At 66.9% G+C, this 20,816-nt stretch carries 21 protein-coding genes and 2 tRNA genes; 16 read left to right on the plus strand and 7 right to left on the minus strand.

The annotated features are described in order from the left end of the window. Nucleotides 1-85 precede the first annotated feature (85 nt). Nucleotides 86-1,756: an MFS transporter gene (locus ACFE7K_RS10695; RefSeq protein WP_375398178.1), complete on the plus strand. Its 1,671-nt coding sequence runs from the start codon at nucleotides 86-88 to the stop codon at nucleotides 1,754-1,756. A 24-nt stretch (nucleotides 1,757-1,780) separates the two neighbouring features. Here the strand turns inward: ACFE7K_RS10695 and ACFE7K_RS10700 are convergent. The 5 genes from ACFE7K_RS10700 to ACFE7K_RS10720 all read right to left on the minus strand — a co-directional run bounded on the left by ACFE7K_RS10700 (nucleotide 1,781) and on the right by ACFE7K_RS10720 (nucleotide 6,147). Further along, nucleotides 1,781-1,855, minus strand: a tRNA-Glu gene (locus ACFE7K_RS10700). 67 nt (nucleotides 1,856-1,922) lie between these two features. After that, on the minus strand, nucleotides 1,923-3,677 hold the full coding sequence (recJ, locus tag ACFE7K_RS10705) for a single-stranded-DNA-specific exonuclease RecJ (protein WP_375398179.1): 1,755 nt from the start codon (nucleotides 3,675-3,677) through the stop codon (nucleotides 1,923-1,925). A gap of 93 nt (nucleotides 3,678-3,770) precedes the next feature. After that, nucleotides 3,771-4,454, minus strand: coding sequence for a prolyl hydroxylase family protein (locus tag ACFE7K_RS10710; protein WP_375398180.1), 684 nt, complete (start codon nucleotides 4,452-4,454; stop codon nucleotides 3,771-3,773). A 72-nt stretch (nucleotides 4,455-4,526) separates the two neighbouring features. Next, nucleotides 4,527-5,486 carry an RcnB family protein gene (locus ACFE7K_RS10715; RefSeq protein ID WP_375398181.1) on the minus strand — a complete coding sequence of 320 codons (960 nt, stop codon included), beginning with the start codon at nucleotides 5,484-5,486 and terminating at the stop codon, nucleotides 4,527-4,529. 127 nt (nucleotides 5,487-5,613) lie between these two features. After that, entirely contained in the window at nucleotides 5,614-6,147 is a 534-nt protein-coding gene (locus tag ACFE7K_RS10720; RefSeq protein ID WP_375398182.1) for a (2Fe-2S)-binding protein, read from the minus strand. A 137-nt stretch (nucleotides 6,148-6,284) separates the two neighbouring features. Here ACFE7K_RS10720 and ACFE7K_RS10725 point away from each other — a divergent pair, with 137 nt between their 5' ends. Genes ACFE7K_RS10725 through ACFE7K_RS10735 form a run of 3 tightly spaced genes read left to right on the plus strand, consistent with a single transcriptional unit; the run spans nucleotide 6,285 to nucleotide 10,016 of the window. Then, entirely contained in the window at nucleotides 6,285-7,115 is an 831-nt protein-coding gene (locus tag ACFE7K_RS10725) for an HpcH/HpaI aldolase/citrate lyase family protein (protein WP_375398183.1), read from the plus strand. Next, complete coding sequence (locus ACFE7K_RS10730; protein ID WP_375398184.1) at nucleotides 7,112-7,990, plus strand: ROK family protein; 879 nt, start codon at nucleotides 7,112-7,114, stop codon at nucleotides 7,988-7,990. The genes ACFE7K_RS10725 and ACFE7K_RS10730 overlap by 4 nt, the downstream gene beginning before the upstream one ends. Before the next feature lie 43 nt (nucleotides 7,991-8,033). Then, the gene (locus tag ACFE7K_RS10735; RefSeq protein ID WP_375398185.1) at nucleotides 8,034-10,016 is read left to right on the plus strand and encodes a TonB-dependent receptor; all 1,983 of its coding nucleotides are present in this window, start codon (nucleotides 8,034-8,036) and stop codon (nucleotides 10,014-10,016) included. Nucleotides 10,017-10,136: 120 nt separating this feature from the next. On the opposite strand, the gene ACFE7K_RS10740 is transcribed toward ACFE7K_RS10735, so the two are convergent. Both ACFE7K_RS10740 and ACFE7K_RS10745 read right to left on the minus strand, forming a co-directional pair. Next, nucleotides 10,137-10,213: transfer RNA gene (locus ACFE7K_RS10740), tRNA-Pro, on the minus strand. Nucleotides 10,214-10,299: 86 nt separating this feature from the next. Further along, on the minus strand, nucleotides 10,300-11,604 hold the full coding sequence (locus ACFE7K_RS10745) for an FAD-dependent oxidoreductase (RefSeq protein ID WP_375398186.1): 1,305 nt from the start codon (nucleotides 11,602-11,604) through the stop codon (nucleotides 10,300-10,302). 66 nt (nucleotides 11,605-11,670) lie between these two features. On the opposite strand from ACFE7K_RS10745, the gene pnuC reads away from it, so the two are divergent. From pnuC to rplC, 12 genes are all read left to right on the plus strand, one after another. Then, on the plus strand, nucleotides 11,671-12,246 hold the full coding sequence (pnuC, locus tag ACFE7K_RS10750; protein ID WP_375398187.1) for a nicotinamide riboside transporter PnuC: 576 nt from the start codon (nucleotides 11,671-11,673) through the stop codon (nucleotides 12,244-12,246). Then, nucleotides 12,243-12,767, plus strand: coding sequence for an AAA family ATPase (locus tag ACFE7K_RS10755; protein ID WP_375398188.1), 525 nt, complete (start codon nucleotides 12,243-12,245; stop codon nucleotides 12,765-12,767). The genes pnuC and ACFE7K_RS10755 overlap by 4 nt, the downstream gene beginning before the upstream one ends. 266 nt (nucleotides 12,768-13,033) lie before the next feature. Continuing rightward, complete coding sequence (rpsL, locus tag ACFE7K_RS10760) at nucleotides 13,034-13,405, plus strand: 30S ribosomal protein S12 (RefSeq protein ID WP_022691828.1); 372 nt, start codon at nucleotides 13,034-13,036, stop codon at nucleotides 13,403-13,405. A 105-nt stretch (nucleotides 13,406-13,510) separates the two neighbouring features. Next, nucleotides 13,511-13,981, plus strand: a complete 471-nt coding sequence (rpsG, locus tag ACFE7K_RS10765; protein WP_375398189.1) for a 30S ribosomal protein S7 — start codon at nucleotides 13,511-13,513, stop codon at nucleotides 13,979-13,981. A 28-nt stretch (nucleotides 13,982-14,009) separates the two neighbouring features. Further along, complete coding sequence (locus ACFE7K_RS10770; protein WP_375398190.1) at nucleotides 14,010-14,243, plus strand: hypothetical protein; 234 nt, start codon at nucleotides 14,010-14,012, stop codon at nucleotides 14,241-14,243. A 42-nt stretch (nucleotides 14,244-14,285) separates the two neighbouring features. Further along, nucleotides 14,286-16,361 (plus strand): elongation factor G, encoded by a 2,076-nt coding sequence (gene fusA, locus ACFE7K_RS10775; protein ID WP_375398191.1) that lies wholly within the window; start codon nucleotides 14,286-14,288, stop codon nucleotides 16,359-16,361. Nucleotides 16,362-16,540: 179 nt separating this feature from the next. Further along, on the plus strand, nucleotides 16,541-17,116 hold the full coding sequence (locus ACFE7K_RS10780) for a Uma2 family endonuclease (protein WP_375398192.1): 576 nt from the start codon (nucleotides 16,541-16,543) through the stop codon (nucleotides 17,114-17,116). A 269-nt stretch (nucleotides 17,117-17,385) separates the two neighbouring features. After that, the gene (gene tuf / locus ACFE7K_RS10785; protein ID WP_375398193.1) at nucleotides 17,386-18,579 is read left to right on the plus strand and encodes an elongation factor Tu; all 1,194 of its coding nucleotides are present in this window, start codon (nucleotides 17,386-17,388) and stop codon (nucleotides 18,577-18,579) included. Between the two features lie 138 nt (nucleotides 18,580-18,717). Continuing rightward, nucleotides 18,718-19,011, plus strand: a complete 294-nt coding sequence (locus tag ACFE7K_RS10790; protein ID WP_375398194.1) for a GIY-YIG nuclease family protein — start codon at nucleotides 18,718-18,720, stop codon at nucleotides 19,009-19,011. Nucleotides 19,012-19,046: 35 nt separating this feature from the next. Then, complete coding sequence (locus tag ACFE7K_RS10795) at nucleotides 19,047-19,562, plus strand: hypothetical protein (RefSeq protein WP_375398195.1); 516 nt, start codon at nucleotides 19,047-19,049, stop codon at nucleotides 19,560-19,562. Nucleotides 19,563-19,711: 149 nt separating this feature from the next. Continuing rightward, nucleotides 19,712-20,020 (plus strand): 30S ribosomal protein S10, encoded by a 309-nt coding sequence (rpsJ, locus tag ACFE7K_RS10800; RefSeq protein WP_375398196.1) that lies wholly within the window; start codon nucleotides 19,712-19,714, stop codon nucleotides 20,018-20,020. 297 nt (nucleotides 20,021-20,317) lie between these two features. Next, on the plus strand, nucleotides 20,318-20,816 hold a 499-nt coding region (gene rplC, locus ACFE7K_RS10805; RefSeq protein WP_375398197.1), incomplete at its 3' end, for a 50S ribosomal protein L3.

Consider the following 20,816-nt stretch of genomic DNA (forward strand, 5'->3'; position numbering starts at 1 on the left):
GCGCGGCCACGATGAGGCCCATGGACTTCCCCGGCGCCGCGTTCGTAGATAGGCGGTAACGGGGCAGCGGCCGGGATGATCGAGGATGGCGACGGACGGCGGCGGGACACAGGCGCAGAGAGGCGACACCTTCGGGCCGCTGCGCGAGCCGGTGTTTCGCCGCATCTGGTCGGCCAGCGTCCTGTCCAATTTCGGTCAGCTGATCCTAGGCGTCGGCGCAGCTTGGGAGATGACGCGGCTGACGTCGTCGGCCGGCATGGTCGCCTTGGTCCAGACGTCGCTGATGATTCCGCTGATGCTCGTCGCGGTTCCCGCAGGCGCCATTGCCGATATGTTCGACCGCCGCCGGATCGCCATGGCCGGCCTCGCATTTTCAGCATGTTGCGGAGCGCTGCTCACATTGCTTGGCTGGTTCGAGCTGACTTCCCCCTGGCTGCTGCTGGCATTCTGTTCGCTGATCGGCGTCGGCGTCGCGGTGTACAGCCCGTCTTGGCAGGCCTCGATCAGCGAGCAGGTGGCGCCCGCCCAATTGCCCGCCGCGATCGCGCTGGGATCGATCAGCTACAATTTCGCGCGCAGCTTCGGCCCGGCGGTGGGCGGCCTCATCGTGCTGGCGGCGGGCGCGAAGGCGGCGTTCGCGGTCAATGCCTTGTGCTATCTGCCGCTGCTGCTCGCCTTCTTCTGGTGGAAACGACGCCATGTGCCGTCGCGATTGCCGCCGGAGCGGATCGACCGCGCGATGGTGACCGGCGTGCGCTATGCGCTGCATTCCGGCGCGGTCAGGACGGTGCTGGTCCGCGTCTTCGCCTTCGGGCTGGCGGTGGCGGGCGCCGCGGCGCTGGCGCCGCTCATCGCCAGGGACCTGCTCGCCGGCAATGCCAGCACATACGGCATCCTGCTCGGGTCCATGGGGGTCGGCGCCATTCTTGCCGCGCTGATGACCAGCCGGATCCGTACGCTGTTCAGCAACGAGCAGGCGACATGCCTGATGGCCGCGATCGGCGGGCTGTCGCTGGTGCTCGTCGGATGCAGCCGCTCGCTGCCGCTGACCTGCCTGGGCCTGATGCTGGTCGGGGGCACCAACATCGTCACCATCTCGCTGTTCAACATCACGGTCCAGCTGACCGCGCCGCGATGGGTGACCGCACGGGCCTTGTCGCTCTTCTCGTCGGCGCTGACCGGTGGCGTCGCGATCGGCTCGATCCTGTGGGGGGCGGTGGCGAGCATCTGGTCGGTCGAGGCGGCGATCATCGCCTCGGGCGCCATGGTCCTGGCGACGATGTTGCTGGCCTTCGTCTTTCCGCTGCCCGGAACCGCCATATCGGGGGTGGAGCCGGTGGCTGTCGATTACAAGCCGGAAGTCGCGATGGCGCTCACCATGCGGTCGGGGCCGGTCGTCATCGAGGTCGATTACCGCGTCGATCCGGACCGGGCGCGCCCGTTCTACGATGCGATGCTCAAGGTTCAGCGGTCGCGCCTGCGCAATGGCGGGTTCAACTGGTCGATCTCGCGCGACATCGCCGACCCGGCATTATGGACCGAGCGCTACCAGTTTCCGACCTGGGGCGATTATCTGCGGACGCATGATCGCTTCACCCAGGCTGATCTGGAAGCGCAGCTGCGCGCCGATTCGTTCCTGATGGCAGGGGCGTCGCGGGGGATCAGGCGGCGGCTGGAGCGGCCGTTCGGATCGGTCCGCTGGCGCGCCGACTCCCCGGATCCGCATCAGGAGCCCGTCGGCTATCTGGGGCCATGAAACACGAGCGATCCCGCGCCGATATGGTGACCCCTACGGGGCTCGAACCCGTGTTTCAGCCGTGAAAGGGCCGCGTCCTAACCACTAGACGAAGGGGCCGCATCTGCGCGCGAGACCCGAGCGGTTACGGAAACCCCGGGCGATGGTCAAGGTGTCGCGCGGCCGGTTAGTCGGCCCAGGCCGCGTCGCACAAATGTAGCTCGGCGGCGGGGCGCGATGCCCAGTCGTCGACCCGGGGTTCGCCGGCCAGCCACAGTCGCCGGTCACGCGGCGCGCCGAGCAGCGCCTGGCCGAGATCGCTGTCGGCCTGGCGAAAGGCCATCGCCTTCAGGCTGCGGCCGTCGTCGCCGGCCATGATCGCGCGGACATGGCCGTTGCCGACGATGTCGACCTTGACCGCGCGAAACGGCCCGGCGACGATGCGCGGTGACGGCCAGCCCATGCCATAGGGGCCGCCCCCTGCCATCGCTTCGCACAGATCGGGCGTGACCCCGCCGGGCGCGAGCAACGCATCGACCAGCAGCGCGCGATCGGCATTGGCGCGGGCGATGGCGGGGGCCAGCCGATCGTCGACAAAGGCGGCAAACTCGGCCAGCCGGTCCGCCGCGATCGTCAGGCCGGCGGCCATGGCGTGCCCGCCGCCGGCGATCAGCAGCCCGGCCTCCCGGGCGGCGAGCACCGCCGCGCCCAGGTCCACGCCGGCGATCGACCGGCCCGATCCCTTGCCGATCCCCGCTTCGTCGATCGCGACGACGATCACCGGGCGGCCCAGCCGCTCCTTCAGGCGTCCGGCGACGATGCCGATCACGCCGGGATGCCAGCCGCGTCCGGCGATGACAGCGACGCCGGCGCCGTGCGGCTGGCGCTCGGCCTCGTCCTGCACCAGCGCCTCGATGGCGCGGCGTTCCTCGTTCAGGCGGTCGAGTTCGGCCGCCAGCATCCGCGCTTCGGCGGCATTGTCGGTGGTCAGCAGCCGGACGCCGAGGTCGGCGCGCCCGACCCGCCCGCCGGCATTGATCCTCGGCCCCAGCGCGAAGCCGAGGTCGCGGCAGGTCGGCGCGCGGGTCAGCCGCGATGCCTCGACCAGCGCGGCCAGGCCGATGTTGCGGCGCTGTGCCATGACCTTCAGGCCCTGGGCGACGAACGCGCGGTTGAGCCCGCGCAGCTGGGCGACGTCGGCGACGGTGCCCAAGGCGACCAGGTCGAGCAGGTCGAGCAGCCGCGGCTCGGCACGATCCGCGAAATACCCCCGCCCGCGCAGCGTCCGCAGCAGCGCCGCGCCGAGCAGGAAGGCGACGCCGACCGCCGCCAGATAGCCGTGCGCGGCGCCCGCGCCGGCGTCGAGCCGGTTGGGATTGACCAGCGCCACGGCGTGGGGAAGGGCGGCGGCGCATTGGTGATGGTCCACGACGATCACGTCGACCCCGGCATCGCGGGCCATGGCGAGCGCATCGAACGCCTGTGCCCCGCAATCGACCGTGACGATCAGGTCGGCACCGCCTCGCGCGATCCCGACCAATGCTTCGCCCGAGGGGCCATACCCTTCCATCAGCCGATCCGGAATATAGGCGCGCGGCGCGAGGCCGAGGTCCCGCAACAGGCGGATCATCAAGGCTGCCGAGGTCGCGCCATCGACGTCATAGTCACCGAACACCGTCACCGCCTCGCGCGCGATCACCGCATCGGCGAGGCGCTCCGCGGCGCGGTCCATGTCGCGAAGGATCGAGGGGTCGGGCATGAAGTCGCGGATGCTGGGCGCGCGGTGCGCCGCCAGATCCTCGCGCGGGCAGCCGCGCGCGAGCAGCAATTGCGCGACCAGATCGTCGGGGCGAAAGCCGGGGTCCCGCGCATCGGCGGCCAGCGCGCGCCAGCGCCACGCCCGGCCCAGGATCGAACTGGAAACGCCGACGACATTGTCCATCCCCGCGCCCTAGGACGCAAAGCCATGAATTGCGAGGGGAAGCGGGCCGGCACCGCAACGAAACTCGCTGTTTCGCGAGTTCCAAACGGACCCTCAGTAGCGGTCGATCCAATTGCCCTCGCGGAACCATTTGGTGACGATGTACTTGACGCCCTCGATCACCGGCATGCCTTCGTGCAGCGTCAGGGGGTTGGGACGGCCGTCCTCGCCCATGTTGTTCCAGGCGAATAACAGCCCACGGCGCGGGGCGACGCGCAGCCCCGCCTGGGGGAACCAGGTCGCGCCGCCTTCCGCGACGTCGTTGAGGAAGATCATCGCGGTCCAGGTCCGCTGGCCGCCGGTCGCCTTCATCTTCGGCCAATAGCCCTGCGTTTCATGGAAGAAATCATGGTGCGCGCGAAAATGCTGGCCGGGGGCGTAACGCTGGCCCTGCATCGTCTCGCCATGCCTGGGGTCGATGCCCAGCAATTCGGCGATCGACGTGTCGATCGGCGCGACGTCGGGTGAATAGCGGTCCATGTCGCAGCTTTCGCTGGTGCGAAAGCCGGGCTCTTCGCGCTCGGCGAGCAGCGTCGATGGGCGGCGGTTCGACTCGATCAGCGCGATGACATGGTCGCATTGATCGGGGGTCAGGAAGTCCTGGTGATAAAAGGCCTGTGCCGCGCCGACCATCGCGGGATGGACGCGCGGATTGGCCGCCAGCCGCGCCGCCACGTCGCGCCCGATCCGCGCGCGCTCCTTGGAGGCGCCTCCCGATTTCTGCCTGCTGCCGAACATCGCGCCTGTTTCGCGCGCCCGCCGCAAAAGGCAAGGGCCCGGATTTGACTCCGGACCCTTGGGACGAGCGGCTTACCAGAAGATGTCGTATACCACGTCGACGACTTCACCGGTTTCGATGTCGACCAGCAGCGCGTCATTATAGTAACGCACCCAGCGATAGGGGCCGTAAGCCGGCGGCAGGCGATAATCATAGGCATCGTCGAGCCAGTAGCTCTCGGCGAACAGCACCTGGTTCAGCAGCGACCCGATGCCGAAACGGCGATAGCCGTAGCTCCAGCCATAAGGCGCGTAATAGCGGGGCAGGCGATAGGCATTGCGGTTCGACGACCGATAACGCTGCCAATCATATTGGTTCGATCCGCGCCAGCCGCGATTCCACGCGCCGCGATCGTTGCCGCCGCCGCGCTGGTCATAGCCGCCCCCGCGCGGATTGTACCCGCCGCCGCGCTGGTCGAAGCCGCCGCCGCGCGGATTGTAGCCGCCGCCGCGTCGATCATACCCGCCGCCGCGCTGATCGTCGCGATAGGCCTGGGGCGTCGCACCGGGCTGGCCGCCATTGCCGCCGCCGCGATTGTCGATCCGGCCGGCGCCGCCGCCGTTGCCGCGATACCGTGCGCGTGCCTCGGCCTGCGCACGGGCCTGAGCCTGTGCCTGGGCGTCATAGCCCGGTGTTGGCGCGGGGGTATAGCCGCCGCCATTGCCGGCCTGGGCCTGGGGCCCCCCGCCCGGGCCGCCACGGCCGTCGCGATAGCGCAAGCCGGCCCGCGCCTGGTCGTCGCCCTGGGCGCGCGCCTGGGGCGCGGGGCTGGGCGCCGGCGTCGCCTGTGGCGTATAGCCGCCGCCATTGCCGGTGCCGCCGGTACGCTCGCCACGGCGGCCCGGCCCGCCGCCATTGCCGCCCCGCGGCTGGCCCGACGCCGAATCACCGCCGCGGCGACGTCCGCCGCGGTCGTCGTCCTGCGCCAAGGCCATGGCCGGCATCACTGCCGCGGCCGCCATCAGCGCGATGAGAATTGCCTTGCGCATCATCTACTCTCCACTTGCCGGCACACGATCCGGCCCATCGATAACGCGCTTGTCGCTGATTCGTGCTGAGCGATGGCTGAACTGTCCAGTCAGCAAAGCGAAAGCTTTCAGCCAAGCCAGAGCGTTGCCGTCATGGTTTCAGCGCCGGCACTGTCCTGGCGGCCTCGCCCCGGTCGATTCCCGGCCGGGGCCCGCCGGCCACCGCCTCGTCGCCGCGCTGGATGCGGGCAGCGCGCTGGATCGATTCGACCAGCCGCGGATAGATGCCGCACCGGCACAGATTGGTCACGGTGCGGCGGATCTGTTCTTCCGACGGCGCCGGCACCGCGCGCAGCAGGGCCGCCGCCGCCATTACCATGCCGGGAAGACAATAGCCGCATTGCGAGACGTTGTCGGCCAGGAAGGCGCTTTGCAGCGGGTGGCTGCGGTCGCGCGACAGGCCCTCGATCGTCGTGACGAAGCTGCCCTCGATCGCGCCGATCGCGACCATGCACGACCGCCGCGCGGCGCCGTCGATATCCACCGTGCAGGCGCCGCAATGCCCGGTGCCGCAGCCATATTTGGTGCCGGTCAGGTTGGAGGCATCGCGCAACGCCCACAACAGGGGGGTCGCCGGATCCATCAGATATTCGACCGGCTGGTTGTTGACGGTGAACTTGGTCACGCGCGTGTCATAGGTGAGACGGTGCCGGGATGAAACGGTGCGTTTGCCCCTGTCTCACGTGTTCTGTCCCCCGCGCCCCTGTCTCACGCCGGGCGGCGGGCGTTGTCGCCGGCGGAGGGTTGCGGCTAGGAAGGCATATGACCCCGACCCGTCCTTGCCGCAGCGCCTTGTTCCTGCCTGCCAGCAACCCCCGCGCGATCGCCAAGGCACATGACCTGCCCGCCGACGCGATCATCCTCGACCTGGAGGACGCCGTAGCACCCGATGCCAAGACCGCCGCGCGCGCAGCGGCGGTAGCCGCCGTCGAAAGCTTTGGCGACCGCGCGCTGGTAATACGCATCAACGCGCTCGACAGCGACTGGGGTGCCGGCGATCTGGCGGCGGTCGGCGATTGCGGTGCGACGGCGGTGCTGGCGCCGAAGGTGCGCGCCGCAAGCGACATCGCGCCCTATGCCGAGCGCCTGGGTGGCGAGACTCAATTGTGGGTGATGATCGAGACGTGCCAGGGCGTCGCCCGCGCCCAGGACATTGCGGACACCGCGCGCGACGGCCGCCTTGCCGGGTTCGTGCTCGGGGTCAACGACCTGGCGCTCGAACTCGGCGCGCGGCCGGGGGCGGCGCGGGCGTGGCTGGCGCCGATCCAGGCCGGCATGCTGGCCGCGGCGCGATCGCGCGGTCTGGTCGCGCTCGACGGTGTGTGCAACGATTTTACCGATGAGGCGCGCCTGGCGGACGAATGCGCGGCGGCGGCGGCAATGGGCTATGACGGCAAGTCACTGATCCACCCGCGCCAGATCGACGCGTGCAACCGGGCCTTCTCGCCCGATGCGAATGATATCGCCTGGGCGCGCAAGGTCCGCGCCGCCTTTGCCGCCGGCGGGGGCGGGGTGGTCCAGATCGACGGCAGGATGGTCGAGGCGCTGCACCTGGTTCAGGCCGAGCGGTTGCTGGCAATGGCGGGGAAATGATCGCTGGAATCGAGCTCGGCGGCACCAAATGCATCTGCATGCTCGCCACTTTCGAGGGCAAGATCGCCGAACGCGTTAGAATTGCGACCACCGATCCCGACACCACGCTGGCGGCGATCGAAGACACCGTCGCCGGGTGGTGCGGGATCGACGCCATCGGCATTGCGAGCTTCGGCCCGATCGCGATCGATCGCGCAAGCCCCGATTATGGCTGGATTACCGCGACGCCCAAGCCGGGCTGGGCCGGCACCGACGTCGCCGGCCGGATCGAGCGCCGCTTCGGGGTGCCTGTCGGGTTCCAGACCGACGTCGTCGGCGCCGCTTTGGCCGAGGGCGAATGGGGCGCGAGCAGGCAGCTGGCCGACCACGCTTATGTCACCATCGGCACCGGCGTCGGCGTCGGCCTGGTCGCCAGCGCGCGCCCGGTGGTCGGGCTGACGCATCAGGAGCTTGGTCACTTCCGTCCGGTGCGCAGGGAAGGGGACGACTGGCCGGGCAATTGCCCGTTCCATGGCGCCTGCTGCGAGGGGCTAGCGTCCGGCCCGGCGATCGCCGCGCGCACCGGGCGGCGGGCCGACGCTCTGCCGGCCGAATGGCCGGCCTGGGCGCTGGTCGCGCACCCGCTGGCGCAGCTGTGCCACCTGCTGGTCCTGACCGGGATACCGCGCCGGATCGTGTTCGGCGGGGGCGTGGCGCTGGGCGCGCTCGCCCTGCTGCCGCTGGTGCGGGAGATGCTCGACGCCAGCCTTGGCGATTATGGCGACCGGGCGCTGCTCGGCGATCTCGATGCGTTCATCGTTCCCGCCGAGCTGGGAGCGGATGCCGGACCGCTCGGCGCGATCCTGCTGGGGCGGCAGGCGCTCGCCGATGGCTGAGGCGAGCCGCGGGCGAACTGTTTCCCCCGGGCTTGCCCTAGCCATGCTTGCGGCGGTCATCGCTCCCGTGCCGGCGCGGGCCCAGACCGTGCCGCCCGATGCCGATCGCGGCGATATCGTCGTGCTCGGCCGCGGGCTCGACCTGCCACCCGGCACGCCGGCTTATGGCGCGACGGTGATCGACCGCGCGCGGCTTGCCAACGACGCGTCGGGCCGAGTCGAGGACGTGCTGGCCGATGTTGCCGGCTTTCAGCAATTTCGTCGGTCCGACAGCCGATCGGCCAATCCGTCGGCGCAAGGCGCGACATTGCGCGCGCTGGGCGGCAATGCCACCAGCCGGACGCTGGTGCTGCTCGACGGCGTGCCGATCGCCGATCCCTTCTTTGGCTATATTCCCTTCAACGCGCTGGCGCCCGACCGGCTGGCGGCGGTGCGCGTGACCCGTGGCGGCGGGGCGGGACCGTTCGGGTCGGGGGCGGTCGCCGGCACGATCGAGCTGGTCAGCGCCGGCCGCGCCGACCTGCCGCCGGCGGCGGGCGAGATATCCTATGGCAGCCGCGACGCGCAGAGCGTCTCGGCCAGCCTGTCGCCCACGCTGGGCAGCGGCTTTGCGACGCTGTCGGCGCGCTACGAGCGCGGCGACGGGTTTCAGACCACGGCCCCCGGCCAGCGCGTCGCGGCGACGGTGCCCGCGCGCTATCGAGACTGGTCGACCAGCGCGCGCGCGGTGATACCGGTCGGTCGCGATGTCGAGCTGCAAATGCGCATGCTGCTGTTCGGCGACGATCGTACGTTGCGTTTTCGCGGTGCCGATTCACGGTCGGAAGGGCAGGATGCCAGCGTCCGGCTGGTGGCGCGGGGACGTTGGCAGGTCGATGCGATCGCCTATCTCCAGGCGCGCAACTTCACCAACAAGGTGATCAGCGCGACGACCTTCCGGCTGACGCTGGATCAGCGCAACACCCCCGCGACCGGGATCGGCGGCAAGATCGAGCTGCGCCCGCCGGTCGGGGCGGGTCATGTCCTGCGGTTGGGTGGCGATCTGCGTCGCGCATCGGGCGAGCTCTTCGAGGATGCCTATGCTGCCTCGGGCGCGGTGACCGCGCGGCGCAACGCCGGCGGGCGGCAGGCCATGGTCGGCGCCTTCGTCGAGGACGACTGGACGCTGGGGCGTCTGGTACTGACCGGCGATGCACGGATCGATCGCTGGACGATCACCGGCGGGTTCTTCCGTGAGAGCAATGCGGCCGGCGCGCCGACCACGACCACGGGCTTTACCGATCGCTCGGGCAGCGAGGCGACCGGGCGGGCGGGCGCATTGCTGCGGCTGGGCGCCGCCGACCTGAGGGTGGCCGGCTATACCGGCTATCGCCTGCCGACGCTCAACGAACTCTACCGTCCGTTCACGGTCTTCCCGATCGTGACGCAGGCCAATGCCGCGCTGGCGCCCGAACGGCTGCAAGGGGTCGAGGGCGGTATCGACCTGAGGCCGGTCCGGGGCGTCACGCTGGCGCTGACCGCTTTTTACAACCGGCTCGGCGATGCGATCGCCAATGTCACGATCGGCGCCAACCTGCGGCGGCGCGACAATGTCCGCGCGATCGCGGCGCGCGGCATCGAGGCCGGCCTGACCTGGCGGCGCGGCAATGTCGAACTCGCCGGCTCCTATGCCCTGAGCGACAGCCGGGTCCGCGCGCCGGGCCAGCCGTTCGACGGCCTCCATCCCGCGCAGAGCCCGCGCCACGCGGCGAGCGCGACCCTGTCCTGGATGCCGCGAGCGGGCGCCCTGCTGTCGGCCACCGCGCGCTATGTCGGCGACCAATATGAGGATGACCTGCAGACCGATCTGCTACCCGCCGCGGCGACGATCGACCTCGTCGCCCGGCTGCCGGTCACGCGCGGCGTGGCGGTGGTCGCGCGCGCGGAAAACGTTCTGGGCGCGACCGTGGTCACCCGCAACCAGGGCGGATCGATCGATCTCGGCACGCCGCGCACCCTGTGGATCGGGCTGCGCATCGGCAGGTGAAGTACTACCCGGAATACCTACGCGGGGTCGCAGCTGCTGTCGAAACCGTCTTCAATGAAGCTGACAAGGTTCGTTCTGAACTTCGGAGCGCTGTCTAGATGAACCATAAGTCATTGATTTTGGTCGGGGAAAGAGGATTCGAACCTCCGGCCCCTGCCTCCCGAAGGCAGTGCTCTACCAGGCTGAGCTATTCCCCGACCGAGGCTGCGCCGGCTGGTCGCGAGCGACGCCACCGGGCTGGCAGGCGGCGGCTTATATCAGCAGATCGCGACACTTCAAGCGCTCAGGCGACCCCGCCTCGCGCCGCCAGCATCGCCTCGATCGCGGTGAATTTTTCGCGCGGCGCGCCGGTGCGCGCGGCGGCGATCTCGGCCGCCTCGATCCGTTGCCAGTCGCGGAAGGTGACGATTTGCACGCCGCGCGTACCTAGCAGCGCGTCAAGCCCGTGGCCGCCGGGCTTGCCGCTGGCGTCGATGGTGTCGGCGGCGATGTGCTCGGCGATCATGAAGCCGTCGGGGCGGTTGGTGCCGATCGTCCCCGTCGGTCCGCGCCGGGCCCAGCCGACCGCGTACAGCCCGCCGCCGACGCGCCCCTCGTCATTGGCGAAACGGCCCAGCCCGTGGTCATAGGGCACGCCGTCGATCGGCGGGGTGCGATAGCCGATGCAGCTGACGACGAGGGCGGCGGGAATCGCGTAGGTCCCTCCGGTGCCGCACACGCGCCCATCGGCATCGATGGCGGTGCGTTCGACGATGACGCGCTCGACCCGCCCGTCGCCCTCGACCGCGACTGGCATTGCAAAGAAATCGAAGTCAATGACGATCGGCCTATCCTGATGCGCCGCGGCGAAAGCGCGCAGATGGGCGACCGACTTGCGCAGCCCCGGATCGAGCCCGGCATCGTCGGCCTGGGGCGGCAGGTCGGCGGGATCCACGCGCGGCGCGGCGCGTGACAGATGACCCAGCTCGCCCAGTTCCTTGGGCGTCATCGCGATCTGGTGGGGTCCGCGCCGCGCCAGGATGGTGATAATCTCATGGCGTGCGGTGTCCAATGCGTCGAGCGCATGCCCGACAATGTCCGAGCCGACGAACTCCTCGCCGGTCTTTGCCAGGATGCGTGCGACGTCGAGCGCGACATTGCCCGCGCCGACCACGACCGCGCCGGGCCCGTCCAGCGCGGGACCGAGCGCGGCGAAGTCGGGATGGCCGTTATACCAGCCGACGAACGCCGCCGATCCGATCACGCCCGGCAGGTCGTCGCCGGGAATGCCGAGCGGCCGGTCGGCGGGCGCCCCGGTCGCCAGCACCACCGCGTCGTAGAGCAAGGTCAGTTCGGCGATCGTCACGTCCCGGCCGACCGTGACGTTGCCGACGAAACGGACATTCCCGCTGAGCGCGGTCGATTCGTAGCGGCGGCTGACCCCCTTGATCGATTGGTGATCGGGCGCGACCCCGGTGCGGATCAGCCCATAGGGGACCGGCAACCGGTCGATGATATCGATCCGGACGGCGTCGCCGATCTGCTTCTGGCACGCCTCCGCGGTATAATAGCCCGCCGGGCCCGAACCGATGATCGCGACGTGGCGCATGTCCCTCTCCGTTTGGCACAGCCTAGCTGCTTGGCGCGGCGGGGCAAGCGCGGCTAGGGGCGGGGGATGCCGTTGATCGAGATCGTCGCCGCCCTGCTCGGGGTCGCGTGTGTGGCGCTGGTGGTCGGGCGCAGTGTATGGAATTATCCGCTCGGCATCGCCTCGGTCGCGCTGTACGCTTATGTGTTCTTCGTCGCCAAGCTGTACAGCGACGCGCTGCTCCAGATCTTCTTCATCGTGGTCAATGCTTACGGCTGGCGTAACTGGCAGCGCAACAGGACGAAGACCGGCGCCGTTATGGTCGAGGCGATGACCATGCCTGAGGTGCTCCGCTGGCTGGCTGGCGGCACCGCGGCGATTGCCGGCTGGGGCTGGATGATGCACCATTATACCGACGCGTCCTATCCCTGGCCGGATGCGGCGATCGCCATCACCAGCATCATCGCGCAGGTGTTGATGGCACGCCGGAAATGGCAGAACTGGGTGTTGTGGATCGCGGTCGACGTTGCCTCGATCCCGCTCTACGCGCTCAAGTCTCTGGGACCGACGATCATCCTCTATTGCGTGTATCTCGTGCTGGCCGTGTGGGGCCTGGTCGCGTGGCGGCGCGTGCGCCGGGCGCAAGGGTCGGCGGTCGCATGACGCTGCGCACGATCTGCCTCCATGGCCCCGAAAGTACCGGCAAGTCGACGATGGCCGCGCGGCTGGGGAGACATTTCGGCACGCCAAGCGTCGCCGAGTTCGGCCGCACCTATACCGAAGCGTTCGGCACCGACTGGACGATGGCCGACCTGGTCGAGATTGCGCGCGGCCACGATGCCAAGAGCCGCGCGGCGCCGGCGCTGGGCGCGCTCCCGGTGATCCTTGATACCGATCCGCTGATGACGGCGGTATGGGCGGACATGCTGTTCGGCCGCCGCGATCCGTGGTTCGATCAGTGGAACAATGCCGCCGACTTCTATCTGCTGTTCGACATCGACCTGCCTTGGGAAGCCGACGGCACGCGGCAGTTCGGCACACCCGAATTGCGCCGTACCTTCTTTGAGCGCAGCAAGGCAGAGCTGGTACGCCGCCAGGTTCGATGGGCCATGGTCAAGGGGGCAGGATCGCGCCGCTATCTCAACGCCTTGGATGCGATTGAAGAGGCGCGGCGTGAAGGATAGGGTGGCTGGCCCCAGCCGGCAGCGGTCGGCCCCGATCCGCGTCGCGTTGCTTCTCGGTGTCGCCGCTATCTTGACCCCCTCCGGCTCGCCCGGTATAGGCCCGCCCGCTCCACAGGCATTGTCGCCTGCGGGGCAAGAGCTGAACGCTGCCGGAAGACACGGGTCCCGGGGGTCGCATGACACCCACGGACCCTTTTCGTTTTTCTCCCAAGGCTCCCGGCAAAGTAACCGCCAGGTCTCCTGGTAACATAAAGGTGAAGGGCTTCATGCCGACGATCAATCAGCTGGTCCGCAAGGGCCGCGACCCGCAGAAGGCCAAGTCGAAGGTCCCTGCGATGGAGCAGAACCCGCAGAAGCGCGGCGTCTGCACCCGGGTCTATACGACGACGCCCAAAAAGCCGAACTCGGCGCTGCGCAAGGTGGCCAAGGTTCGCCTGACCAACCAGCGCGAAGTCATCAGCTACATTCCCGGCGAAGGGCACAACCTCCAGGAGCATTCGGTGGTGTTGATCCGCGGCGGGCGCGTGCGCGACCTGCCCGGTGTGCGGTACCACGTGCTGCGCGGCGTGCTCGACACCCAAGGGGTCAAGGACCGCAAGCAGTCGCGTTCAAAGTACGGCGCCAAGCGTCCGAAGTAACCGTCGTCCCGGCCTCCGGGTCTCTGTTGTGATATGGCCGCATGCGGCCCCGGCTTCCGCCGGGGTGACGAAAATGGGGCTGGTTGACTGGAAGGAATGTGAGCCATGGCTCGTCGTCGTCGTCCCGATAAGCGGGAAATCCTGCCTGACCCTGTCTACGGGGACGAGGTGCTGTCGAAGTTCATGAATTCGGTAATGATGGACGGCAAGAAGTCCGTTGCCGAAGGCATCGTCTATACCGCGTTCGAAACCGTCGAGAGCCGGGCCAAGAAGGACCCGCTAGGCGTGTTCCACGACGCGCTCAACAACATCAAGCCGGGTATCGAAGTCCGCAGCCGCCGGGTCGGCGGCGCGACCTACCAGGTGCCGGTCGAGGTCCGCCCGGAGCGCGCGCAGGCGCTGGCGATCCGCTGGCTGATCTCGGCGGCGCGCGCGCGGTCGGAGAACACGATGGATGCGCGGCTGTCGGGCGAACTGCTCGACGCGTCGAACAACCGCGGCAATGCGGTGAAGAAGCGCGAAGACACGCACCGCATGGCCGAAGCCAACCGCGCCTTCTCGCATTATCGCTGGTAAGTGATATATAGCGATTGGAGGCAAGGCCATGGCGACGCAAACGCGAGAGAATTTCGACTTCGAGGAGCAGCGAGTTCGTATCTTGCGCGCTATCGAAGATTCCGAAAAGTTCACTGCGGAACAAAAGAAGCTGATGGCCGAGGAATCGAAGCTCCGGAAGGATACTAGTTTCGCGCCTTGGGTGGTTGCCTTTCAGGGCATGCTGGCCGGTGCTGCCCTGTTGGGCACGGGCATCGCATTCGCTAAGCTGTTTCTCAGCTAATAACCGTTGCCGCCAATTCAACTAAGTTCAAAGGACCAAGACATGGCCCGCAGCCATCCGCTCGACATGTATCGCAACATCGGCATCATGGCCCACATCGATGCCGGCAAGACGACCACGACCGAGCGAATCCTGTATTATACCGGCAAGTCCTACAAGATTGGCGAGGTCCATGAGGGCACCGCGACGATGGACTGGATGGAGCAGGAGCAGGAGCGCGGGATCACGATCACGTCGGCCGCGACGACCTGTTTCTGGAACGACCACCGCATCAACATCATCGACACGCCGGGCCATGTCGACTTCACGATCGAGGTCGAGCGGTCGCTGCGCGTGCTCGACGGCGCGGTCGCATGCTTCGACGGCGTCGCCGGCGTCGAGCCGCAGTCGGAGACGGTGTGGCGCCAGGCCGACAAGTACGGCGTGCCGCGGATGTGCTTCGTCAACAAGCTCGATCGCACCGGCGCGGACTTCTACTACTGCGTCACCTCGATCATCGAGCGTCTCGGCGCGCGGCCGGCGGTGCTGTACCTGCCGATCGGCATCGAGGGCGGATTCAAGGGGCTGGTCGACCTGGTCGAGAACCGGGCGGTCATCTGGCTCGAGGAGAGCCTCGGCGCCAAGTTCGAATATCAGGACATCCCGGCGGACATGACCGAGAAGGCCGCCAAGTATCGCAGCGAGCTGATCGAGATGGCCGTCGAGCTCGACGACGACCTGATGGAAGCGTATCTCGAGGGCAACGAGCCGAGCGTCGCCGACCTCAAGCAGCTGATCCGCAAGGGGACGCTCGCGATGGCGTTCGTGCCGATCGTCTGCGGCTCGGCGTTCAAGAACAAGGGCGTGCAGCCGCTGCTCGACGCCGTGGTCGACTATCTGCCGAGCCCGCTCGATGTGCCGGCGATCAAGGGCCTGAAGCTCGACGGCGTGACGCCTGACGAGCGGCCGTCGTCCGACGAGGCGCCGTTCAGCGCGCTGGCGTTCAAGATCATGAACGATCCCTTTGTCGGCACGCTGACCTTCGCGCGCATCTATTCGGGCAAGCTGGAAGCCGCATCGCAGGTTCAGAATTCGGTCAAGGACAAGAAGGAGAAGGTCGGCCGGATGCTCCTGATGCACGCCAACTCGCGCGAGGACATCACCGAGGCGTTCGCCGGCGACATCGTTGCGCTGGCCGGGCTGAAGGACACGACCACCGGCGACACGCTGTGCGCGCAGAACGCGCCGATCATCCTGGAGCGGATGGAGTTTCCGGACCCCGTCATCGAGCTGTCGGTCGAGCCCAAGACCAAGGCCGACCAGGAGAAGATGGGCGTCGCGCTCAACCGCCTGGCGCGCGAGGACCCGTCGTTCCGCGTGTCGTCGGACGCCGAGAGCGGCCAGACCATCATCAAGGGGATGGGCGAGCTCCACCTCGAGATCCTGGTCGACCGCATGAAGCGCGAGTTCAAGGTCGAGGCGAACGTCGGCGCGCCGCAGGTGGCGTATCGCGAGTATCTCGGCAAGAAGGTCGACATCGACTATACGCACAAGAAGCAGTCGGGCGGCTCGGGCCAGTTCGGCCGCGTCAAGGCCACCGTGGTTCCCGGCGAGCGTGGCTCGGGCTACCAGTTCTTCGACGAGATCAAGGGCGGCAATATTCCGCGTGAGTTTATCCCGTCGGTCGAGAAGGGATTCCGCGAGACTGCCGAGACTGGATCGCTGATCGGATTTCCGATCATCGACTTCGAGGTTCACCTGACCGACGGCGCGTATCACGATGTCGACTCCTCGGCACTGGCGTTCGAAATCTGCGCGCGCGGCGCGATGCGCGAGGCGGCGCAGAAGGCGGGCATCAAGCTGCTGGAGCCGATCATGAAGGTCGAGGTCGTCACCCCTGAGGATTATCTGGGCGACGTCATCGGCGACATGAACAGCCGCCGCGGCCAGATCCAGGGCACCGACAGCCGCGGCAACGCGCAGACGGTCGAGGCGATGGTGCCGCTGGCCAACATGTTCGGCTATGTCAACCAGCTACGCTCGTTCACCCAGGGGCGGGCGAGCTACTCGATGCAATTCTCGCATTATGACGAGGTTCCGGCGAATGTGGCGGACGAGGTAAAGGCCAAGCTGGCCTGACTGTAGCAAGGCGCGCAACACCATTGCGCGCCGGTGGCGCAAGGCACGCGAACGGCGGCCAGACTGCTGCCTTGTACGCCCGCTTTCACGATTGAAGGACTTTCGCATTGCCTCGCCAGCAAGTGATCGCCCTTCTTCGGGTACTTTTCGACATGCCGTTACTACGGTAATTTCCGCTCATGGACGCATCCACTCCCATCCTCACCAGCCCCCGCAAGCTGGGGTTGCGGGTGGAGGACTTCATGCTGCTCGATGATAACGGCGCATTTGACGACTATGGCAAGACCGAGCTGATCGACGGGGACATCTACGTCCTGAAGGCGCAGCATGGCCCCCATGCGCGCGCAAAGTCTCGTCTCGCATTTGCCCTGACGACGAGTCTTCGAGAGATTGGCAGCGACCTGGAGGTGATAATCGAGGTCGCGGTTTATCTGAATGGCGACACCATGCCCGAACCCGACATCGTCGTGACGCGCTGGCGGGGAAAGGGGGCTGTACCGGTCGAGTCGATCGCGTTGCTCGTCGAGGTCGCCGATACGACCTTGGACCGGGACACGGGCCGCAAGTTGGATCTCTACGCCGCCGCTGGCGTTCCGGAATATTGGGTGGTCGACGTTAATGAAGGACACGTGCTGATGCATGATCAGCCTCAGGGCAATGGATATCGTGAACGCCGGAAAGTGCCGCTCGCCGATACGCTGCTGTCGACGGCTGTAAACGGCTTGGTTGTAAATGGCGCCGAACTGGTCCGCTGACCCGCATTCATTGCGACCGCCCGTAAGCGCTTTCGATCAGGCGCATCGCGCCGGTCAACCATATTCGGTACGTAATTTACGGCAGCGCCGCAGGCCAACCTTCTCAATTACCCCTAGCGCCTTACCGAATCTTCCGCTATCGGCGCGCCTTCGCAAGCAACCGGGCGGCCTCGTCCGGCTTCTGGCGTATGGGGACGGCCCAGTTCCACCAACAGTTTCGATGAACCGCGGCCCGTCGGCACGTGGCGGCGCGCTCAAGAGGAAAGACAATGGCGAAGGCAAAATTCGAGCGGAACAAGCCGCACCTCAACATCGGCACCATCGGTCACGTCGACCATGGCAAGACGTCGCTGACGGCCGCGATCACGAAGGTTCTGGCCGATACCAGCGGCGGCGTCGCCGTAGATTTCGCCAACATCGACAAGGCGCCCGAAGAGCGCGAGCGCGGCATCACGATCTCGACCGCGCACGTCGAGTATGAGACGACGGCGCGCCATTATGCGCACGTCGATTGCCCGGGTCACGCCGACTATGTGAAGAACATGATCACCGGTGCTGCCCAGATGGACGGCGCGATCCTGGTCGTGTCGGCGACCGACGGGCCGATGCCGCAGACCCGCGAGCACATCCTGCTCGCGCGCCAGGTCGGCGTGCCGACGATGGTCGTGTTCATGAACAAGGTCGATCTGGTCGACGACGAGGAAATCCTTGAACTCGTCGAGCTGGAAATCCGCGAGCTGCTCTCGAAGTACGAGTTTGACGGCGACAACATCCCGATCATCCGTGGCTCGGCGACCGCCGCGCTCAGCGGGTCGGACGCCAAGCTCGGCCAGGAAGCCGTGCTCGAGTTGATGAAGGCGGTCGACGAATATCTGCCGCAGCCCGAGCGTCCGCTCGACAAGCCGTTCATGATGCCGATCGAGGACGTGTTCTCGATTTCGGGCCGCGGCACGGTCGTCACCGGGCGTGTCGAAACCGGAATTGTCAAGGTTGGCGAGGAAGTCGAGATCGTCGGCATCCACCCGACCGTCCGCAAGACCGTCGTCACCGGCGTCGAGATGTTCCGCAAGCTGCTTGACCAGGGTCAGGCCGGCGACAATATCGGCGCATTGATCCGCGGCGTGGGCCGTGAAGAAGTCGAGCGCGGCCAGGTGCTCTGCAAGCCCGGCTCGATCAAGCCGCACACCGACTTCGCATCGGAAGTGTACGTGCTGTCGAAGGACGAGGGTGGCCGTCACACGCCGTTCTTTGCCAATTATCGTCCGCAATTCTATTTTCGCACGACCGACGTGACCGGCACCGTCGAGCTGCCCGAGGGCACCGAGATGGTGATGCCCGGCGACAACATCGCGCTCGGCGTCAAGCTGATCGCGCCGATCGCCATGGACGTCGGCCAGCGCTTCACCATCCGCGAGGGTGGCCGCACGGTGGGTTCGGGGATCGTCTCGGGCATCACCAAGTAAGCTTCGGTTCAACGGACCGACCGGAAAGCCCGGCCTCGCGAGAGGTCGGGCTTTTCTGCTTTGTAGGGAGGGCGAGCGTTGCCAATCCTTCGTCACCCCGGGCTTGACCCGGGGTCCCGCTAGTCTTCCTATCGCCCGATGAGGCGCACCGGCGGCTGGGTTTACATCATGGCGGATCGCTATCGCGGCACGATGTATGTGGGCGTCACTTCGGACTTGCCATCGCGCATCTACCAGCACCGTAACGGCGATGGCTCGGATTTCTGCCGGCGCTATGGGTTGGATCGGCTGGTCTGGGCCGAGCATGCGCCGTCGATCACGGACGCGATCGCACATGAGAAGCGGGTCAAGCGCTGGCGTCGAGAGTGGAAATTTGCGTTGATCGAACGAGGTAATCCCGAGTGGCGCGATCTGTTCGACACGCTGGCTTAAGCACCGGAGAAGCGGGACCCCGGGTCAAGCCCGGGGTGACGGACCATTTCCTTGCCGGTTTGTCACTGGTCCCGCATGAAATTTTAACCCCAGCCATAGATATTTGGCCGATGGGGAAAGCATTTAAAATCATATTTGGCGCCGTCATTGTGCTGGGTGTGGCGTCAATCGGCCTCGCGTTCTTGGGTATGCATGACGTGAACCGATATGCCGCGCTGTCGCCGCAAGAGCGCAAGGCGGAGGAAGCCCAATACGCAGCTAAACAGGCGCTCGTCGCTCGTCAGCGAATGATCGACAACAAGGACGGCCAACTGTGCATAGATGGCTCCGGCGAAAACGCATCCACCGTTGAGCGGTTGAAAGAAACACTCCGCGAGCCGGATTCGTTTGCACATATCAGCACGCTGATTGGGCCGGTAAATTCCGATGGCACGCACAATCTCGTGATGCGCTATCGAGCGAAAAACGGCTTTGGCGGTATGTCGTTTGGAACAACGCGCGCTGTGATCTCAAACCTTGATTGCTCCGCCACGATCATCGCGACAGCCTGACGATAGGCAGTGCTATTAAAAAACTCGCGCGCAAGGGTTGATCTCCGGGTGCCGCCCCTGTAGTGGCGCGCCTTCAGTTTGAGTTTGAACCAGCAAGAGGTGGCCCCCGGAAGGGTTAACTGCCCCGCTCTTTCGCATTGGCAGGAACCATGGACAGCAACATCCGCATTCGCCTGAAGGCGTTCGATCACCGCGTGCTCGATCAGGCCGCCAGCGACATCGCCAGCACCGCCCGTCGCACCGGCGCGCTGATCCGTGGTCCTATCCCGTTGCCGACGCACATCGACAAGTTCACGGTCAACCGTGGCCCGCACATCGACAAGAAGTCGCGCGAGCAGTTCGAGACGCGCACCTACAAGCGCATGCTCGACATCGTGCAACCGACCCCGCAGACCGTCGACGCGTTGATGAAGCTCGACCTCGCCGCCGGCGTTGACGTCGAGATCAAGCTGGCGTAGCAGCCCACTTCCGAATCAGGCCCTGATGCCGCCCCGGCAAAGGCTGGGTCCGGTATCGAGGCGATCATGGTTGAGGACGGCGGTCATCCGCATGGTTCGCAACCGGGCCCCGGCCTTTGCCGGGGAAGTAAAAGATTAGGGATACCGCCAAGTCCGCTTGGGTCTGCGTCCCCCGACACGCTCCACCGCTGACGCGGGGAGCACCAGCCCGGGTCGGGGCCGCAATATGAAATCTATGGGCTGAGCACGCACGCTGCGGGATTGTCCGCAGCGTGCCTCTGGATGGGAGCCAAGGTCATGCGCACTGGCGTGATCGCGAAGAAACTGGGAATGACCCGCTTGTTCCAGGATGACGGCCGCCACGTGCCGGTCACCGTTCTGGTGCTCGAAGGCGTGCAGGTCGTTTCGGTGCGCGAAACCGATCGTGACGGCTATGCCGCCGTCCAGCTTGGCGCCGGCACTGCCAAGGCCAAGAACGTCGCCAAGCCGCAACGCGGCCATTTCGGCAAGGCCGAGGTCGAGCCCAAGGCCTATCTGGCCGAGTTCCGCGTCGCCGAGGATGCGCTCCTCGATGTCGGCGCCGAATTGTCGGCCGACCATTTCGTCGCCGGGCAGATGGTCGACATCCAGGGCCGCACCCAGGGCAAGGGTTTTGCCGGCGGCATGAAGCGCTGGGGCTTTGGCGGGCTGCGCGCGACGCACGGTGTTTCGGTCTCGCACCGCTCGCTCGGGTCGACCGGTCAGCGCCAGGATCCGGGCAAGGTCTTCAAGAACAAGAAGATGGCCGGCCACATGG

This window comes from uncultured Sphingomonas sp. (genome assembly GCF_964244265.1).
GTDB lineage: Bacteria > Pseudomonadota > Alphaproteobacteria > Sphingomonadales > Sphingomonadaceae > Sphingomonas.

Excerpts from the sequence above, each read along its gene's own strand:
- fusA (WP_375398191.1), top strand. The coding sequence starts at position 14,286 with ATGGCCCGCAGCCATCCGCTCGACATGTATCGCAACATCGGCATCATG.
- ACFE7K_RS10710 (WP_375398180.1), bottom strand. The coding sequence starts at position 4,454 with ATGTTCGGCAGCAGGCAGAAATCGGGAGGCGCCTCCAAGGAGCGCGCG.
- ACFE7K_RS10780 (WP_375398192.1), top strand. The coding sequence starts at position 16,541 with ATGGACGCATCCACTCCCATCCTCACCAGCCCCCGCAAGCTGGGGTTG.
- ACFE7K_RS10790 (WP_375398194.1), top strand. The coding sequence starts at position 18,718 with ATGAGGCGCACCGGCGGCTGGGTTTACATCATGGCGGATCGCTATCGC.
- rpsL (WP_022691828.1), top strand. The coding sequence starts at position 13,034 with ATGCCGACGATCAATCAGCTGGTCCGCAAGGGCCGCGACCCGCAGAAG.
- recJ (WP_375398179.1), bottom strand. The coding sequence starts at position 3,677 with ATGGACAATGTCGTCGGCGTTTCCAGTTCGATCCTGGGCCGGGCGTGG.
- ACFE7K_RS10730 (WP_375398184.1), top strand. The coding sequence starts at position 7,112 with ATGATCGCTGGAATCGAGCTCGGCGGCACCAAATGCATCTGCATGCTC.
- rpsJ (WP_375398196.1), top strand. The coding sequence starts at position 19,712 with ATGGACAGCAACATCCGCATTCGCCTGAAGGCGTTCGATCACCGCGTG.
- ACFE7K_RS10695 (WP_375398178.1), top strand. The coding sequence starts at position 86 with ATGGCGACGGACGGCGGCGGGACACAGGCGCAGAGAGGCGACACCTTC.
- pnuC (WP_375398187.1), top strand. The coding sequence starts at position 11,671 with ATGCCGTTGATCGAGATCGTCGCCGCCCTGCTCGGGGTCGCGTGTGTG.
- ACFE7K_RS10755 (WP_375398188.1), top strand. The coding sequence starts at position 12,243 with ATGACGCTGCGCACGATCTGCCTCCATGGCCCCGAAAGTACCGGCAAG.
- ACFE7K_RS10735 (WP_375398185.1), top strand. The coding sequence starts at position 8,034 with ATGCTTGCGGCGGTCATCGCTCCCGTGCCGGCGCGGGCCCAGACCGTG.
- ACFE7K_RS10745 (WP_375398186.1), bottom strand. The coding sequence starts at position 11,604 with ATGCGCCACGTCGCGATCATCGGTTCGGGCCCGGCGGGCTATTATACC.
- ACFE7K_RS10770 (WP_375398190.1), top strand. The coding sequence starts at position 14,010 with ATGGCGACGCAAACGCGAGAGAATTTCGACTTCGAGGAGCAGCGAGTT.
- ACFE7K_RS10725 (WP_375398183.1), top strand. The coding sequence starts at position 6,285 with ATGACCCCGACCCGTCCTTGCCGCAGCGCCTTGTTCCTGCCTGCCAGC.
- ACFE7K_RS10715 (WP_375398181.1), bottom strand. The coding sequence starts at position 5,486 with ATGATGCGCAAGGCAATTCTCATCGCGCTGATGGCGGCCGCGGCAGTG.
- rpsG (WP_375398189.1), top strand. The coding sequence starts at position 13,511 with ATGGCTCGTCGTCGTCGTCCCGATAAGCGGGAAATCCTGCCTGACCCT.
- tuf (WP_375398193.1), top strand. The coding sequence starts at position 17,386 with ATGGCGAAGGCAAAATTCGAGCGGAACAAGCCGCACCTCAACATCGGC.